The organism is Oscillibacter sp. (assembly GCF_028693505.1).
In the GTDB taxonomy this organism is placed as follows: Bacteria; Bacillota; Clostridia; order Oscillospirales; family Oscillospiraceae; genus Oscillibacter.
Window position 1 is genome coordinate 128,649 of sequence record NZ_JAQUVF010000001.1, and the last position, 16,957, is coordinate 145,605.

Consider the following 16,957-nt stretch of genomic DNA (forward strand, 5'->3'; position numbering starts at 1 on the left):
AAAGTGAAACGAATCCCACGGCTATGCCGGGGGATTCGTTTTACTTTTTATTCTTCCAGTAGTTCTTTGAGTCGGCGGATATAGCTGGGGGCGGAGCCGCAGCAGCCACCCAAATAGGTAATGCCCAGCTCCGCTGCCGGCAGGACGTCCTGGGCGAATTGCTCCGCCGCAACGGTTGCCTGTGTGGCGTCACCGACGATCTCCGGCATACCGGCATTGGGCTTGAATAGCAGCGGCAGCTCTGTGCGGCGGCGGAATTCCGCCATCACCGGCAAGGCGGCGGCGGGGCCGAGGGAGCAGTTCAGTCCCACGGCGTCCACGCCCAAAGGCGTCAACCCGTCCAGCATATCCTGCACGGAATTTCCCATCAGGGTGCGCCCGCTTTGCTCAAAGCTCATGGAGCAAAACACCGGCACGGAATAGTGCTTGGCAGCCCGCGCCGCGATTTTCAGCATCTCAATATCCATAAAGGTTTCGAGGAAGATCAGGTCCGGCTGCTCTGCCATGCCCGCCCCGATCAACTCTGTGTAAATATCCCGGGCGGTTTGCGCCTCCAGATCGCCGTACGGCTCCAGCAGCACGGGCAGCGGGCCGATATCCAGCGCGACTCTGGCGCGTCCGGCGGACGCTTCTTTTGCAAGACGCACCCCCGCCTGAATGACCCGGTCGACCCCATAGGGACTGCCGGCGACGGTATTCCGATTGGCGCTGAACGTGTTGGTCAGCAGGATCTGCGAGCCGGCGTCCAAATACGCCTGATGCACCTGGGTGACCACCTGCGGCGCTTCCAGATTGTACCGCCACACCGGCACCCGCTCAAGACCGCGCTGCTGCGCTTTTTCCCAGAGAAAGGTCCCTAAGGCCCCATCCAATAAAACGACGGAATGTTTCATGCGTCACTCCTTCTGTGCCGAAAGAGTCGGCTCAGCTGTTTGACCGTGGTCCAAGGGGAAAACGGTATGCGCGGCTTTTTCGCCGCCCATACCCACCGTGTCGGTTTGGGTAAATCCGCAACTTTCTGGCAGCGGGGAGCGGCGAAGCGCCGCTCTTTTTGTGCAAACGGTTATTCCGAAACGATCAGAGCAATCATTTCCAAAACCTCGCTGCTCTGGTTTTCAATGCCGTGGACTTCGCCAAAACCGGTGGCGCAGATGTCCCCGGTGTGGACAATGACCTCTTTGCCGTTGTCGTTGAACACGCCTTCGCCCTTGACGATGTAGTAAAACTCCGTCTCGTGGACGTGGGGATGGTCGCCGATGGAGCAGCCGGGCTGGATGGTGACGTGGGCGAACATGCGGCCGTGCCCGTACAGTCCGGCCTTGTCCGCGAGGTCCTTCACGTGGACCAGACCCTTGCCGTTTTGGATGCAGAAATCCCTTGCGGGACAGTTTTCAGAAAGCGTATACATCGGTCAAACTCCTTATTTTACGTTCATCAGAAGGCGATGGTGATACCGCCGTCCACGGCGATGGTCTGGCCGGTGACAAAAGAGGTGGCGTCGGAGGCCAAAAACAGCGCGGCGGAGGCAATTTCGCAGGGCTTGCCCAGACGGCCCATGGGGATGTGCGCCTCAAAATACTTCCGGGTGTCGGGACTGGCCTCCATCAGGCCTTCAATCAGCTTGGTGGCTGTCTGGCCGGGAGCGATGGCGTTTACGCGGATGCCGCGCTGGGCCCATTCCACAGCCATGACCTTGGTCATGGAGGACACGCCGCCCTTGGCGGCGGCATAGTTGGAGTTGCCGGTGGTGTTGCCCACGATGCCGATAATGGAGGACATGTTGATGATGGAGCCGCCCTTGTGGGCCAGCATGTAACGGCCCGCCTCCCGGTCGCACAGGAACACGCCCTTGAGGTCGATGTCGATGACCCGGCTCCACTGCTCCAGCGTCATCTCTTCGGCGGGAGCGCGAACGCTGACGCCGGCGTTGGCCACCACGATCTCCAGACCGCCCATTTTCTCCGCGCAGTCGTTGATGGCCTTGGCGACCTGCTCCTCCTTGGAGACGTCACAGACGACGGAAAAGGCCTTGCCGCCCTGGGCGCGCAGCTCCTCCGCGGTTTTCTCCACAGCCTCGGCATTGATGTCCGCAACGGTGACTACGGCGCCTGCGGCGCAAAAGGCTTCCGCGATGCTCAGACCCAGACCCTGCGCGCCTCCGGTGACCAGAGCGTGCTTGCCCTCCAGAGAAAAGAGATTGTTGTAATCCTGAATCATGATAACGGCTCCTTTATTACTCAAATTTAGGGAATGCAATAAAATCCTGCTGCCCCTCCGTTTCGGGGATTCTTTCCTTTGCCATCATAGCAGAGGGGGAAACAGCCGTCCACACCGGGCAAAAGAAAAGATAGAAAATGACAGAAAGTGGTTAAAAAATGAAAGCCGACGCCGCTCGCTGCAGAAAGCACAGGAGCGGCGCCGGCTTTTTTCATCAGATCCAGCGGCCGGTGGTCTTATTGGAGAGATAGGTCTCCAGCGGGGCCCAGCCGGTTTCCATAAACTGGCTCAGAAGCTTCTGCGTCACGCCGAAGGTAATGAATTCCTGAGGCTTCATGCCGTCCGGCTCGTAGGCGCGGACAAACTCGGGAATCCGCATCAGCTGTTCCACAATCTTGGGGTCCATGGGCTCGTTGATTCTTTCCACCTGCTGGGGGTCCTCAGCAAGGATCATGTCCTGAATCCGGGTGTTGATGGTGTAGAGCAGTCTGCCGCCCGCCATCTCCGTCATGTGATAGGACCCGCGCAGACCGGCGGGCATGATGACGCAGTCGGACTTCATGTCCTCAAGGATGGCGTATGTCCGCTTTGCAACGGCCAGACCGGCGCGGGTAATGACTTCCTCCGGAAGGCCCAGCTTCATGTCCTGCGCCACGTCCCGCAGATAGTCGTCCAGACGGCCGACCTGCTGGACAACAATGCACAAAGGAGGCTTGACGCCGTTGGCGATGGCCTTCTTCTTGCCGCGCTCATAGGCCTGCGCCACGGCAATGCCCTGGGCCACGGAGACGTTGATGGTGGCGCAGATGGGGATGCCCTCTTCCGCCAGATGCTCAATCACTTCCACGCCCGCAGCGGTGGCGGGCAGCTTTACAGCAATGTTGGGCGCCCAGGAATGCACCCGGCGGCCCTGCGCCAGCATCCCCTCGGCGTCGCCGGCGCGGGCGGGGTTCAGCTGACCCAGCGCGTAACCGTCGGCTCCGTTGGTGGCGTCGTAAATGTGGCGGACCTTGTCGGCGGCGTAAGTGGCCACCAGCTTCAAAAGGGCCTCGGCGTGGGCCTCGGTGGAGGGGAAATCGTCGCCCAGCGCCAAAACCTTGGGTGTCCAGAGCTCCGGCTCGGAGGTGAAGGAGCGGAAGGTCAGCACGGGGTTCGTGGTGACGCCGGTAGCGCCGCGCTCAAGCGCCAGCTCGATTTCGGCCGGGTTGCCGGAATCATGCCACCAGCGGGTAGGCGTGCATTGATTGATCCATTCCAGGTAATTCATAGTGGTTCCTCACATTCTGATTTAAAGTTATAGAATACGCTGTTAGCCCATGTACATGCCGCCGTTGACATCCATTTGCATACCGGTGATCCACTCGGCATCGTCGGAAGCAAGGAAGCACACCGCAGCGGCCATGTCGGTGGGGTGACCCAGACGGCCCAGAGGGATGCGGGTGAGCAGCCGGGCCATCGCCTCGTCGGAGAAAGCGGCGGTGATCGGCGTTTCCGTGGTGCCGGGGCAAACGGAGTTGACGTTGATCTTATAAGGGGCCAGCTGGCGGGCAAGACCCATGGTCAGTGCGCCCACGGCGCCCTTGGAGGCGGAATACGCCATGCAGGTCTCAAACCCGCCCATGCGCCCGGCAAGAGAGCCGATGTTGATGACGCGGGGGTGCTTGGACTCCTTCAGATAGGGAAATGCCTGCTGGATCATAAAGAAGGGGCCCTTGGCGTTGATGGCCATGGTGCGGTCAAAATCCTGCTCGGTCACGTCGAACACCCGGGACTTGGGAAGAATTCCGGCGTTATTCACCAAAATGTCGATCCCGCCAAGGCGCTCGCCGCACTCTCGCACCGCGCGGCCAATATCCTCGGCACTGCCCACGTTGCACTTCACGCCGAAACAATCCTTCAGCTCAGCGGCAGCCGCGCAGACCTTCTCTTCGTTGATGTCCAGCATGGCGACCTTGCAGCCTTCCTCATTGAGGCGCTGAGCAATGGCAAAACCCAGACCCTGCGCCGCACCGGTGACAATGGCGCATCTGTTTTCCAGCTTCATAAAACGTATCCTCTCATTCCATAAATTATCTAATGTCTGCATTTAAAAAGTCCATACCTTATCAAATATGACAAATGACTTTTTTTGAGAATACGGCAATTTCAGGGGATTGTCAAGAAAACCGGCGCCTTTTTATGAATGTGACAAATTGCGGCGGGCGGATTTGGTTAGTATTTCATAGTGAAAAAAATCACAAAAAAGCGGTGGCAATGTAAGAGAAGCTGCACAAATATTACTTGTACTTTAACGAAGAAACTGATATTGTTAAACATATATAAAAGAGGGACATGAGGCCCCGGCCTCTTTAAATTCGGGGAGTTTAATTTGGAAAGGGACGATACCAATGTTTAAGTATGGCGTGGCCTGTTCACTGAGCGACGTGTCCACCACCGCCCCCATCATTTTGCGGGGAAGCATCGAGCAGCTGTGCGAGCAGGCGAAGGAGATCGGGTACGACGGCCTGGAGATCCAGCTGGCAAATCCCAGACAGTACGACTGGAACCACATCAAAAAGGTCTGCGGCGAGTACGGGTTGGAGCTCATCGCCTTCGCCACCGGGCGGGAGCTGGGGGAAAACGGGCTGTGCCTGCTCTCTGACGACGAGAAGGTGCGCCGGGCGTCCGTCGCGCGGCTGAAGGAGCACATCGACTGCGCCAAAGAGGCCGGGTGTCAGGTGATCGTTGGCTCCATGCGCAAGCACATTCCGGACCAGAGTCAGCGGGAAAAGTACTGGAATTATCACCGGGACGCGGTTTTGGAGCTGGCGGACTACGCAAAAGACGCCGGTGTGCGCATCTGGATCGAAAATATTTTGAGCTATATCAGCAACTTCCTCAACACCATGCGCGAGGTGCAGGACTTCGTGGTGGAGCTGGGGAAGGACAACGTGGGCGTGCATCTGGATACATACAGCATGAACATGGAGGACAACGATATTGCGGGGTGCTACCGCTACTGCGCGAAGAATCTGGAATACGTCCACTTCTCCGACACGGCCCGGCTGTATCCCGGTGGGGGCAGCGTGGATTTCAAGGCCCATGTGCGCGCCTTGAAGGAGATCGGTTACACGGGCTTCATCACCACCGAGTGCGTGCCCTTGCCCACGGCCTACGACTGCGCCAAAAACGGGTTTGAGTACATGAAGGCCATGGAGAAGATTGTCGACATCGAACTGGGCGCTTCCCGGTTCCAATAAGCACGAATTTCCAAAAGAATGCACAAAGTTTATATTTTAACAAGGATAGGACAAATTTGACAGGAAATGCTTGTGCTTTTGTACAAAATGGGACTTCACTGGCTGTAAAACGTTCCAAAAATTTTTCATGTATCCTGCTTTGCCTTGAAAGATTTTTAAAGATGTGGTATTTTAGTATCGCTCCAATTCTGGGCGGGCTTTGTTTGTGGAGGAGTCCGCGTTCGGAAGAAGGGCACCTTTTGCCTTGCAGCGGGGTTTCCCCGCAAGGGCATTTTATTCTGTGAAAGAAAAAAGGAGAAAGAATGATGAAGAAGTTTTTATCCCTGGTTCTCGTCCTGGGCCTCAGCGCCACCTTGCTGGCCGGCTGCGGTTCTAAGAAGGAAGAGGCTCCCGCGGCCAACCCCAGCGCTCCCGCAGCCGATGCCGCCACTTCCGAAGAGTATGACAAGCTGAATATCATTGCTGCCCACGGTGCTTCCGAGGCCACTTCCGAGCATGCCAGCTTTGTGAAGTTCAAGGAGCTGCTCGAAGAGCGTTCCGGCGGCGCCGTGACCGTGGACCTGTATCCCAACCAGCAGCTGGGCGGCGACCGTGAGTACACCGAGGCCGCGACCCAGGGCAACGTGACCATGGGCGGCCCCTCTACCGCCAACATCGCTCCCTTTGTTCCCGCTCTGAACGCGTTCGAGACGCCCTTCATGTTCTCCGACCGTGAGACCGTGTACACGGCGCTGGACAGCGATGCCGGCAAGGCACTGCTGGATTCTCTGGAGAGCGCCGGCCTGAAGGGTCTGGGCTATTTTGAGAATGGCTTCCGTCAGTTGACCTGCAACAAGGACATCAACTCTCTGGCTGACCTGAAGGGCCTGAAGATCCGTACCATGGAGAACGAGATCCATCTGGCGATTTGGACCGCTCTGGGCGCCAACCCCGGCCCCTTGGCTTTCGGCGAGCTGTACACTGCTTTGCAGCAGAAGGCTTTCGATGCCCAGGAGAACCCCGCTGAGCTGATCTACAACACCAAGTTCTATGAGGTGCAGAACCACGTCTATCTGACCAACCATATCTACACCCCCTACATCGTTTACATCAACAAGGCTGTGTGGGATGGTCTGAACGCCAACACCCAGGAGCTGATCCAGAGCTGCATGGACGAGGCTGTCCAGTATTGCCGCCAGATCTGCACCGAGAACGAGCAGAAGGCATTTGACGCTGTCAACGCTTCCGGCAAGAGCAAGACCTATGAAGTCAGCCCCGAGCTGCATGACGAAATGGTCGCGGCCTGCAAGGACGTGTATAACATGGTCATCGAGAAGGCCGGCGGCACCTATGCCGAGGACCTGTGGGCTGCCGCAAACTTCCAGCCGTAAGCTTTTTCCACAATGCCTGACACGGTGTGAGGCAATGTTACAACGAGACTCCATTTGAATCGTAACAGAAATTGACGGCGTGTGCAGGCAAAAGAAATGTTGAGTGATGAACGATGGAGGAAAAAAGATGAAGAAGTTTCTGTCCTTGCTCCTGGTTTTGGGGCTGAGTGCCACACTGCTTGCCGGCTGCGGCGGTTCCAAAAAGGAAGAAGCGCCCAGCGAAAAGCCTTCTACCGAGACATCGCAGGCGGACGGCTACGACACTGTGAACATCATTGCGGCGCATGGTGCAACCGAGACCACATCCATGCACCAGTCTTGGCTGAAGTTTGAGGAACTGGTCGAAGAGCGTTCCGGCGGCGCCGTGACCGTGGACCTGTACCCCAACCAGCAGCTGGGCGGTGACCGTGAGTTCACAGAGGCCTCTACACAGGGCAACGTCACCATGGGCAGCCCCTCTCCCGCGGCGGTTGCTGCGCTGATGCCCTCCCTCAATGCGTTTGAAACACCGTTTTTGTTCTCCGACTACGAAACCGCGTATAAGGCGATGGATAGCGATGCCGGTAAGGCGCTGCTGGATTCCATGAGCTCTGCCGGTTTGCAGGGTCTGGGTTATTACGAAAACGGCTTCCGGAACCTCACCTGCAACAAAGAGGTCAATACGCTGGCCGATCTGAAGGGCATGAAGATCCGCACGATGGAAAATGAAGTCCATCTGGCGATCTGGACGGCGCTGGGCGCCAACCCCTCCCCTCTGGCCTTTGGCGAATTGTATACCGCGCTGCAGCAGAAGGCTTTCGACGCACAGGAGAATCCTCTCGAGCAGATTTACAACAATAAGCTCCATGAGGTGCAAAGCCATGTTTATCTGACCCAGCACGTTTACACCCCCTACATCATCTTCATCAACAAGGCGGTGTGGGACGGTCTGAACGCCAAAACCCAGGAACTGATTCAATCTTGTGTGGATGAGTCTGTTGCCTATAACCGCGAGCTGTGCGCTGTGAACAATCAGAAGTGCATTGAGGGCATCAACAATTCCGGCAAGAGCAAGGTTTACGAGGTGAACGAGGCGCTGCACGGCGAAATGGTTCAGGCCTGTACCGATGCCGGGATCTATGATCTGGTCATCGAGAAGGCTGGCGGAACCTACGCACAGGATTTCTGGGCAGCTGCCGGCTTCAACTATCAGAAGTAAGCGATTCGCAACAAACAATGATCGTATCCCACTGGGAAGAGACTGCCATCATGGCAGTCTCTTCCGGGTAGTAAGGCATTGTTAAAAAACTGTTAAAATGAGCAAGTGTATCATTATAGAGAAAGGTGGTCAGTGAAGGGAATGAAAGTCATTCGTTTTTTAGATGAGAATATTGAGAAAATGATTTGCGTCCTCTGCTTGGCAACAATGAGTGTCCTGATCGTTGTGCAGGTCTTTTTCCGCTATGTTTTGAACAACTCCCTCTCTTGGTCTGAGGAAATGGCCCGTTATCTGTTCATTTGGATGATTTATATCGGCATCAGCTACGGCGTTAAGATGGATAAGCACATCTGCGTGGATGCTGTTTACGCCATCATGCCCAAAAAGGCACAGCATCCTTATGCCATCGTGGCCTATGGGTTGTTCCTGGTTTTCGCCATTGCAATTGTCTACTATGGCGACCTTGTGGTGGGTATGCAAATCACCAGCGGCCAGGTTTCCCCCGCCATGGGCATTCCCATGCAGTATGTGTACGCGGCGCCAGTTGTGGGCATGATTCTTACCACGATTCGCCTGATCCAGAGCATCGGCGGCGAGGTAAAAGCCATGAAGTCCGGCGATCTGGAAGAGAAAGGGGAGTAAGAAATTATGGAAGTAGCAATTTTATTTGGCACCTTTGCCCTTTTCCTGATTCTTCGGGTCCCCATCGGTATCTCCCTGGGTATGTCCAGCCTTGTCTCCATTCTGAGCAGCGGCGTGGTGCAGCCCACCTATCTGGCCCAGGGCCTTGTTACCGGCGCTGACTCCTTCCCCCTGATGGCTGTGCCGTTCTTCGTGCTGGCAGGCGAGTTGATGGCTACCGGCGGCATTTCCCGCCGTCTGCTGAACATTGCCGATGCCTTCCTTGGCCGTAAGTATGGCGGTCTGGCACTGGTGACGGTGGTGGCGTGCATGTTCTTCGCCGCCATTTCCGGTTCCGGCCCGGCTACCGTGGCTGCTATCGGCGGTTTGACGATCCCCAGCATGCTTAAGCAGGGCTATGATAAGCCTTTCGCCGGCGCGATTACCGCGGCTGCCGGTTCTATCGGCGTCATCATTCCCCCCTCCATCCCCATGGTCATGTACTCCGTGGCCACCGGCGCTTCCGTTGGCGCCATGTTCCTGGGCGGCTTCCTCCCCGGCATTCTGATCGGTATTTCTCTGTGCATTTACAGCAGCTGGTACTCCAAGAAGCACGGCTATATCAATCACGAGGCCGCTCCCTTCTCCTGGGCGAATGTCGCTTACGTCTTTAAGGATGGCATCTGGGCGCTGCTGGTGCCTGTAATCATCCTGGGCGGTATCTACGGCGGTATCTTTACCCCCACCGAAGCCGCTGCCGTGGCTGTGGCTTACGGTCTGGTGGTTGGCCTGTTCGTCTATCGCGACCTGAAGCTGAAAGATCTCTATCGTATTTTCGGCAACGCCGCGCTGACCACCGCCACCATCATGATCATTCTGGGCACGGCGACCACCTTCGGCCGTATCCTGACGCTGCAGAGAGTCCCGACCCTGATTGCCAACTTCTTCAGCTCTGTGACTGACAGCCGCATCGTGCTGCTCATGCTGATCAACATCCTGCTGCTGATTGTTGGCTGCTTCATGGAGACCAACGCGGCAATCATCATTCTGGCCCCCATCTTCCTGCCCGTCGTGCAGGCAATGGGTGTGGATCCCATTCAGTTCGGCATCATCATGGTTGTCAACCTGGCCATCGGCTTCGTGACGCCTCCTCTGGGCGTCAACCTGTTCGTGGCCTGCAACGTTGCCAATGCAAAGCTGGAACAGATCTGCAAGGGCATTCTGCCTATCCTGGGCGTGATGATCCTAGACCTGATTCTGATTACTTATTGGGAGCCTCTGGCGATGTTCCTGCCCGGCTTGTATAGCTGATTTTATTACAAGATAGGCATAAAACCGGCCCGGAAAATTTCCGGGCCGGTTTTTTTGCGGAATAGGACGGATGCTGCAAGCCTGCTGCGCTCCGGCGCTGTCAAAATACAGGAAAAGGCCGTGGAAGAAAACTTCCGCGGCCTTTTCCAATAAGGGGGAGAGAGTTGGTTTCACTTATATCTGGACAGATTTGCTGCGGACCTCCAAGCGCTCATTGACCAATTCGAAGTGCTCGTCCACTGCGGCATACCCGCCGGGGATATCCTTTTCAAAAATACATTCCACCATACGGCGATGGGCCGCAAAGAGTTTTCGCTTCCGCCCCTCCTCAGACATGATATCCATACGAAGATCGGCGATAAAGCGATCCATCACGTCGGACAGCGCGTGGAGAATTTCCACAAACAGTACATTGCCAGAAGCGCGGGCAATGGTGTAGTGCAGCTTTTTGTCCAGGAAAACGTTTTCCTCCTCGCTGACGCCAAGGTCCAACCGGGAGATAATCGTCTGCAATTCCGCGAGATCCACGCTGGTGGCATTCTCAACGGACAGCGCAAAAGCGTGCTTTTCAATGGCGTAACGCAGCTGGCTGACCTGCTGGAAGCTGAGCTCCTTAAGAAGAAACATGATGGACATGGTCTCCACCAGAGAGTTTTCAAAGTTTCCGGCGATAAAGTGCCCGGCGCCCTGGGTGCTGACGGTGGTTCCCATGATCTCCAGAATACGCAGGGCCTCGCGGACGGAGTTGCGCCCCACGTTCAGCTGCTCCACCAGCGTCCGCTCCGGTGGGAGCCGGGACCCAATGTGCAGATTTCCAATGCGGATTTCCTGTTTGATATAGTCAATGACCCGGACATATGCCCGCTGGGAATCCTGCGTTTTGCTGATTGTTTCCTGCATACTTCCTCCGTATCATCGCAATGATGGAAGCGGGCCATGGCATCCATCCATGACCCGCCCCTTGTAATGCGATCAGTTCTTGCGCGCCTTGACTTCTTCGATCAGCAGCGGCAAAATTTCAGTGACATTGCCCACAATGCCCACGTCGGCAACTTCAAAGATGGGGGCGTCCTCATCCTTGTTGATTGCCACAATAAAGCCGGAACCGGACATGCCGGAGACGTGCTGCATGGCCCCGGAAATGCCGCAGGCAATGTACAGCTTGGGGGCCACGATCTTGCCGGACTGGCCTACCTGATGGTTCCGAAGCACCCAGCCGTCCTCAATGGCGGGACGGCTTGCGCCAACCACGCCGCCCAGCAGCGTCGCCAGCTCATGGACCAGCTGAAAGTTTTCCGCACTGCCCATGCCGCGTCCACCGGCCACAATGATCTCAGCGTCCTCCAGATTCACGCTCTCGCTGAGTTCCTGCACAGCGTCCTTAATGACGGAGCGCAAGGGCGTGGCATCCACGGTTTCCGCCGTGACGGGAGCGGTGCGGCCCTCGTCCAGCTCGGGCTTTCCAAAGGTCCCGGAGCGGACCGTGACAACGGCCTTGCCCTTGGCGGAGACCGTCTCCTGCAAAGAGCCGCCGTAGACGGAGCGCACCCATGCGCCGCTCTCCGTCATGGACATGGCGTCGGAGATGCAGCCACTGCCCGTGCGGGCCGCCACGCGGGCCGCAAGCTCCTTGCCGTCCCGGGTGGAACCCAGCAGCAGGCAGGAGACGTCGTAGCGCTCACAAAGCGCGGTCAGAATGTCGGTGTAGCGGTCCGGCTGATAGCCGTGGGCAGCCACGGTCAGCACCTCGTCCGCGCCGTAGGAAGCGGCGGCAGCGGCGGCGGAGGCGTCACCGATCAGCACGGCGCCCACTTTTTTACCGGACAGCTGCGCCAGCTTGCGGGCGGCGTTCATGGCCTCCAAAGAGACCTTCAGGATCTGACCGTCCGTGCTTTCCAAATAAACAAGAATTCCCTGATTTTCCATCTTCGTTCTCCCCCTTAAATCAGCTTCTGGCCGACCATGATCTCCATGGCGCGGCGCACGGCTTCGGCGGCTTCCTTCTCCTGGATCTTCACGCCGCTTTGGCGCTGGGGAGGGGCGGAAATTGCCGCGCGCTGGACCTTGGCGGCCTCAGGGCCGAACTTGGACGCATCCGCTTGGGCGTCGGCGGCGGTGAGTACGGCAACAGGCATTTTGCGGGCAGCCATCTTGCTCTTGATGGAGGGATAGCGGGGCTCGTAGTCGGGCTTTACGATGGTCACGACGCAGGGGCAGGCGGCTTCCACCACACGGTAGCCGTCCTCGGTCTCCTGCTTGGCGGAAATGCCGCCGTCCTTGGGCTCCAGCGCCAAAACATTGGTGATGACGGGCAGACCCAGCGTCTCCGCCAGCTGCGCGCCCACCTGACCGGAGGCGGCGTCGGTGGATTCGCTGCCGCAGAAAATCACGTCAAAGGGCTGCTCGCCCGCCTTTTTGGAGGCTTGAGAGAGGAGATAGGCGGTCCCCTGCGGGTCGCAGACGGACGCTTCCTCCACGCGGCAGGCGCGGTCCGCGCCCACGGAAAGGCAGCTGCGCAGAGCCGGGACAGCGCCCTCGCCGCCGATGGTCAGCACGGTGACGGAGCCGCCGTTGGCCTCTTTGAAGCGGGCGGCCATCTCCAGCGCGTAGGTGTCAAATGCGTTGACAACAGGCGCGATATCGTCCAGCTTGGGAGCGCCGTCGGCGCCCATGGTCACGTTGACGGTATCGTCGGGCACCTGCTTGATACAGACTAAAAGTTCCATGTCACGTTTACTCCTGTTTTAGAATAGATTACAGGCAGGAGTCCGGCTTTTCGCCGGACTCCGCCCTTGGAAATTGATTAAAACTTGCCGATGACGCTCTTGCCGATGACCATGCGCTGGATCTCGTTGGTGCCCTCGTAGATCTGGAAGATCTTGGCGTCCCGGAGCAGCTTCTCCACGGGATATTCCCGGCTGTACCCATAGCCGCCCAGAATCTGAATGGATTCCAGCGCGTTTTGCACGGCGACATCGCCGGCGTAGCACTTGGCAATGGCGGACTCGCGGCTGTAAGGCAGGCCCGCGTCCATCAGCTTCAGGGCGTGGGCCACCATCTGGCGGGCGGTCTCCACGCGGATCTCCATGTCGGCGATCTTGAATTGCAGGGCCTGATTCTTCAAAATGGGCTTGCCGAAGGTGACGCGCTGCTTGCCGTAGGCCACAGCCTCGTCAATGGCGCGCTGGGCAATGCCCACAGCGCCGCAGCCAACCCAGGTGCGGGACATGTCCAGCGTCTTCATGGCGATCTTATAGCCGTCGCCCTCGTTGCCCATCATGGCAGAGGCGGGAACGCGGCAGTCCTCCATCACGACGTCGCAGGTGTTGGAGGTACGGATGCCCATCTTGTTCTCGTGGTTGCCGGTGGAGAGGCCCGGCGTGCCGGCTTCCACCACGAATACGGACATGCCCTTGATGCCCTGAGACTTGTCGGTCATGGCGGTGATCACATAGAAGGAGGCCACGCCGCCGTTGGTGATGAAGCACTTGCGGCCGTTGAGGATGTACTCGTCGCCATCGCGCACGGCGGTGGTTTTGCTGTTGCCGGCGTCGGAACCGGCCATGGGCTCGGTCAGGCCGAAGGCGCCGTGGTTGCCCTCCATCAAAAGGTCGCAGCAGCGCTGCTTCTGCTCTTCACTGCCGCCGATCAAAACGGCCTTCAATGCCAGATTGCTGGCGGTGATGGTGGTCACGAAACCGGCGTCCGCTCTGGCGAACTCCTCCATGATGGCGGCCACGGTGATGCGCTCGAGGCCCAGTCCGCCGTATTCCTCGGGGACCTCCAGACCGTTATAGCCCAGCTCGGCGGCCTTTGCATAGATTTCGGCAGGCCATTCGCCGGAGACGTCGTACTCCTTGCACTGCTCCTTGATTTCTTTTTCGCAAAATTCGCGGACGCTGTCCAGCAGGTCCTGGTCTTCGGGATTAATTAAAAATGCCATTGTTTCGTTTCCGCCTTTCTATATTCAAAAAATGATTTTACAGCTTGTAGCAGACCTTGCCGGGGTTGAGAATCAGGTTGGGATCGAACACCTTCTTGATCTCTTCCATCAGCCGCATATTGACATCGCCCACGGACTTTGCCAGGAAGGGAACCTTGCCCCGGCCGATGCCGTGCTCGCCGGAGACCTGACCGCCCAGCTCGGTTGCCTTGATGTAGACGGCCTCCATAAACTTCTCTGCACGGGGGAGGAACTCGGCCTCCTCCAGATCGTTGCTGCAGCAATAAATGTGCAGGTTGCCGTCGCCCGCGTGACCGAAGCTTCTCACCTTCAGACCCACGGTCTCCTCCAGAGACTCCACGTAGCCCAGGAAGGGAGCAATCTGCGTCACAGGGACCACCACGTCGCACTCGTCGAGGAGCTTGGTGTCGGCCATAATGGCCTCCAGGAAGCTGCTGCGGGCGGCCCAGGCGTCCCGCTTCAAGGCGGGCGTATCCGCGACCAGCACGTCGATAGCGCCGGCCTCCAGCACCACCTCGGAGGCCTTCTCAATCACGGCGTCCAGCTCGTCGGCGTCGTTGCCGTCAAAGGTCACCAGCAGGTAGGCCTCGGCCTCCACGCCGTCGATCTTGCGGGGGAACACCTGCTTGCCCACGTAGGCCTCGGAGGAAATCACGATGTCCTTGCCCATGAACTCCAGCGCCTGGGGATTCAGGTGATGCATGAAGAAGGCGGGCACGGTGGCAATGCAGGATTCCATGTCGGGATAAGGAATGATGAGGCTGATGGTCTCCTTGGGCTGGGGAATCAGCTTGAGCGTCAGCTCGGTGATGACGCCCAGCGTGCCCTCGGAGCCGATCATCAGGTTCAGCAGGCTGTATCCGGAGCTGGTCTTGGAGACGGAGCTGCCCAGATGAATGATCTCGCCGGTGGGCAGAACCACCGTCATGGCCTTCACATAGTCCCGGGTGCAGCCGTACTTCACGGCGCGCATACCGCCCGCGTTGGTGGAGACGTTGCCGCCCAGCGTGGCAAACTTCTCACCGGGATCGGGGGGATACAAAAGGCCCTTGGACGCGGAGTCCTCTGCCAGCGTGTTCAAAAGCACGCCGGGCTGGACCGTGACGGTAAAATTCTCCACATCATAGGAGAGGATCTGATTCATGCGGGTGGTCACCAGCAAAACGCCGCCGCAGATGGGCACCGCGCCGCCGACGAGACCGGTACCGGCGCCGCGGGGCGTCACGGGAATCCGGTTTTCGTTGCACAGCTTCATGACCGCTGCGATCTCCTCCGTGGAAGCGGCTTCCACCACCGCCTCGGGAACGGATTTGCCGTAAATGGGCATTTCATCATGGGCATAGTCCTCGTTGATGTCGCTGCCGGTAAACACGCGGCCGGGAGCGATGGCGGACAGCTGCTGGATCAGCTCGGGAGACAAAGTCTGATAATTCATAATGCAACCTCCTATGATATTTTTTCTGTAAGCGGGATAATTGGTCCCACCAATTTACAAGTGATACTATACGACAGGTTGGAGTCTTTGTCCAGTAAAAATTTTGCGTGATTTATTAAAAAAAGCGACAATTACTCCGCAAAAAAGTTCAAAAGAAAAGAAGGAAAGACGATTACGCGGAGAAAATGAATGAAAGCGGATGTGCAAAATCCAATTTTCAAAAGACGAAATTTTTTTCGCGCAATTTGATGCGCAAACCCACAAAAAAGGTCCGTGCCGCGGCACGGACCTTTTTGAAGGGGCAAATTACTTGTTGGCAGCGAGCCATGCCTTGGCGGCGGCGTCGGTGTCGAGGATGGCCTGGGTGAACTGTTCCTTGGTGATGGGGGTGGGAACATAGTTCCAGTTGGACATGGTGGCGGACTTGTCGACCAGCGTGGGCAGGTCGGACAGGGGCAGCTCAATATCGTCCATGGTCATGGGCAGGCCCAGAGCCTTGTAGAAGGGGAACATCTTGTCGCGCTGGGCAAACTGCTTATCCAGCGTCAGCAGGACCAGAATGCCCAGAGACACCACTTCGCCGTGGAGATGCTTGTGGGCGCCGGGGCACACGGTGCAGCCGTAGTAGAAGCCGTGAGCGATGGAGTCGTTGTAGAAATAGTCGTTGTTATGGGTCTCCACAGTCAGGTTGGAGACCATACCGGCGGTGATGACAATGCCCAGAACGACCTGCTGGAGCTCATAGCCGTCCTCATGATTGCGGATCTGCTCCATGGCCTTGACGCCGTAGTTCAAAAAGGCGGGGGTGCAGCAGCGGGCAATGGCAGTGCCCATCAGGGGCGCGTGCTGAATCTTGAAGTCTGCCAGATCGTTGCGGGCGGCAAACTCAGACTCGAACTCCTTGGCAAGGGAGTCGCCGATGCCGGCCCAGAGATACTCGGCGGGGGAGTTGGCAATGATCTCGCTGTCCATGAACGTGTGGATGGCGCAGCGCTTGGGATAGTACAGGTCCTTCATGGCGCCGTCGGGATAGTACATGACGCACAGCGTCGTGCAGCTGGCGCAGTTGGAGCCCAGGGTGGGGAATGCGAACAGGGGCTTATCCAGATGACCGGCGGCGCACTTGGCGGTGTCCATGGCGCGGCCGCCGCCGATGGCGAACACCATATCGGCGTTCTTCACCTCGGGCAGGGCTTCCAGCATGGCAGCGTTTTCATAGGATGCCTCGCCGCCGAACCAAATGGGCTCGCTCAGCTCCAGATCGGTGCCTTGGAGCGCAGCCTTCAGCTTCGGCAGGGACTTGCTCATGGCGGTGTGGCCGCCGATGACGGCGACCTTCTTGCCGTATGTACGGACAATGTCATAAACCTCCTGATAGCAATCAGGGCCAATGCTCCACGCGGGCAGATAGAGAGTACTCATAACGATGTTCCTCCTTCAAAATTTTAGAATCCAAATCGATCAGCGGAGATAGTAGATGGGAAAAATTGATTGGTCCCACCAATTTACCATTACTACTATACGACGGGAAAGAAACTTTGTCCAGTAAAAAATTTGCACCTACACTGCTTAAAAACGGAGAATACTTCACAAAAAAGTTGC

Annotated in this window: 16 protein-coding genes; 5 read left to right on the top strand and 11 right to left on the bottom strand. The window is 57.6% G+C overall.

Translation table 11 applies throughout. The features are described from left to right. Positions 1–47 precede the first annotated feature (47 nt). From PHI30_RS00640 to PHI30_RS00660, 5 genes are all read right to left on the bottom strand, one after another. Positions 48–893, bottom strand: coding sequence for a homocysteine S-methyltransferase family protein (locus tag PHI30_RS00640; protein ID WP_300022483.1), 846 nt, complete (start codon positions 891–893; stop codon positions 48–50). Between the two features lie 170 nt (positions 894–1,063). Then, entirely contained in the window at positions 1,064–1,408 is a 345-nt protein-coding gene (locus tag PHI30_RS00645) for a cupin domain-containing protein (RefSeq protein WP_300022486.1), read from the bottom strand. Positions 1,409–1,434: 26 nt separating this feature from the next. After that, entirely contained in the window at positions 1,435–2,217 is a 783-nt protein-coding gene (locus tag PHI30_RS00650; protein ID WP_300022489.1) for an SDR family NAD(P)-dependent oxidoreductase, read from the bottom strand. Positions 2,218–2,431: 214 nt separating this feature from the next. After that, entirely contained in the window at positions 2,432–3,484 is a 1,053-nt protein-coding gene (locus PHI30_RS00655; RefSeq protein WP_300022492.1) for a transaldolase family protein, read from the bottom strand. Positions 3,485–3,526: 42 nt separating this feature from the next. Next, positions 3,527–4,261 (bottom strand): SDR family NAD(P)-dependent oxidoreductase, encoded by a 735-nt coding sequence (locus PHI30_RS00660; RefSeq protein WP_300022495.1) that lies wholly within the window; start codon positions 4,259–4,261, stop codon positions 3,527–3,529. 343 nt (positions 4,262–4,604) lie between these two features. On the opposite strand from PHI30_RS00660, the gene PHI30_RS00665 reads away from it, so the two are divergent. The 5 genes from PHI30_RS00665 (at position 4,605) to PHI30_RS00685 (ending at position 9,956) form a co-directional block, all read left to right on the top strand. Beyond that, entirely contained in the window at positions 4,605–5,456 is an 852-nt protein-coding gene (locus PHI30_RS00665; RefSeq protein WP_300022498.1) for a sugar phosphate isomerase/epimerase, read from the top strand. A gap of 305 nt (positions 5,457–5,761) precedes the next feature. Beyond that, positions 5,762–6,826 (top strand): TRAP transporter substrate-binding protein, encoded by a 1,065-nt coding sequence (locus PHI30_RS00670; protein WP_300022501.1) that lies wholly within the window; start codon positions 5,762–5,764, stop codon positions 6,824–6,826. A 127-nt stretch (positions 6,827–6,953) separates the two neighbouring features. After that, a complete protein-coding gene (locus tag PHI30_RS00675) occupies positions 6,954–8,024 on the top strand; it encodes a TRAP transporter substrate-binding protein (RefSeq protein WP_300022503.1) in 1,071 nt (356 codons plus the stop codon). Positions 8,025–8,231: 207 nt separating this feature from the next. Next, a complete protein-coding gene (locus PHI30_RS00680) occupies positions 8,232–8,666 on the top strand; it encodes a TRAP transporter small permease (RefSeq protein ID WP_300022505.1) in 435 nt (144 codons plus the stop codon). Positions 8,667–8,672: 6 nt separating this feature from the next. Further along, a complete protein-coding gene (locus PHI30_RS00685; RefSeq protein WP_300022509.1) occupies positions 8,673–9,956 on the top strand; it encodes a TRAP transporter large permease in 1,284 nt (427 codons plus the stop codon). A 174-nt stretch (positions 9,957–10,130) separates the two neighbouring features. Here the strand turns inward: PHI30_RS00685 and PHI30_RS00690 are convergent, their stop codons facing one another. From PHI30_RS00690 to PHI30_RS00715, 6 genes are all read right to left on the bottom strand, one after another. Continuing rightward, positions 10,131–10,856, bottom strand: coding sequence for a FadR/GntR family transcriptional regulator (locus PHI30_RS00690; protein ID WP_300022512.1), 726 nt, complete (start codon positions 10,854–10,856; stop codon positions 10,131–10,133). Positions 10,857–10,928: 72 nt separating this feature from the next. Further along, positions 10,929–11,882 carry an electron transfer flavoprotein subunit alpha/FixB family protein gene (locus tag PHI30_RS00695; RefSeq protein WP_300022515.1) on the bottom strand — a complete coding sequence of 318 codons (954 nt, stop codon included), beginning with the start codon at positions 11,880–11,882 and terminating at the stop codon, positions 10,929–10,931. A gap of 14 nt (positions 11,883–11,896) precedes the next feature. Next, positions 11,897–12,682, bottom strand: a complete 786-nt coding sequence (locus tag PHI30_RS00700; protein ID WP_300022518.1) for an electron transfer flavoprotein subunit beta/FixA family protein — start codon at positions 12,680–12,682, stop codon at positions 11,897–11,899. Between the two features lie 77 nt (positions 12,683–12,759). Continuing rightward, positions 12,760–13,899 (bottom strand): acyl-CoA dehydrogenase family protein, encoded by a 1,140-nt coding sequence (locus PHI30_RS00705; RefSeq protein ID WP_300022520.1) that lies wholly within the window; start codon positions 13,897–13,899, stop codon positions 12,760–12,762. A 37-nt stretch (positions 13,900–13,936) separates the two neighbouring features. Further along, on the bottom strand, positions 13,937–15,355 hold the full coding sequence (locus PHI30_RS00710) for an FAD-binding oxidoreductase (RefSeq protein WP_300022522.1): 1,419 nt from the start codon (positions 15,353–15,355) through the stop codon (positions 13,937–13,939). A 306-nt stretch (positions 15,356–15,661) separates the two neighbouring features. Next, positions 15,662–16,777, bottom strand: a complete 1,116-nt coding sequence (locus tag PHI30_RS00715; RefSeq protein WP_300022525.1) for an iron-containing alcohol dehydrogenase family protein — start codon at positions 16,775–16,777, stop codon at positions 15,662–15,664. Positions 16,778–16,957: the final 180 nt, after the last annotated feature.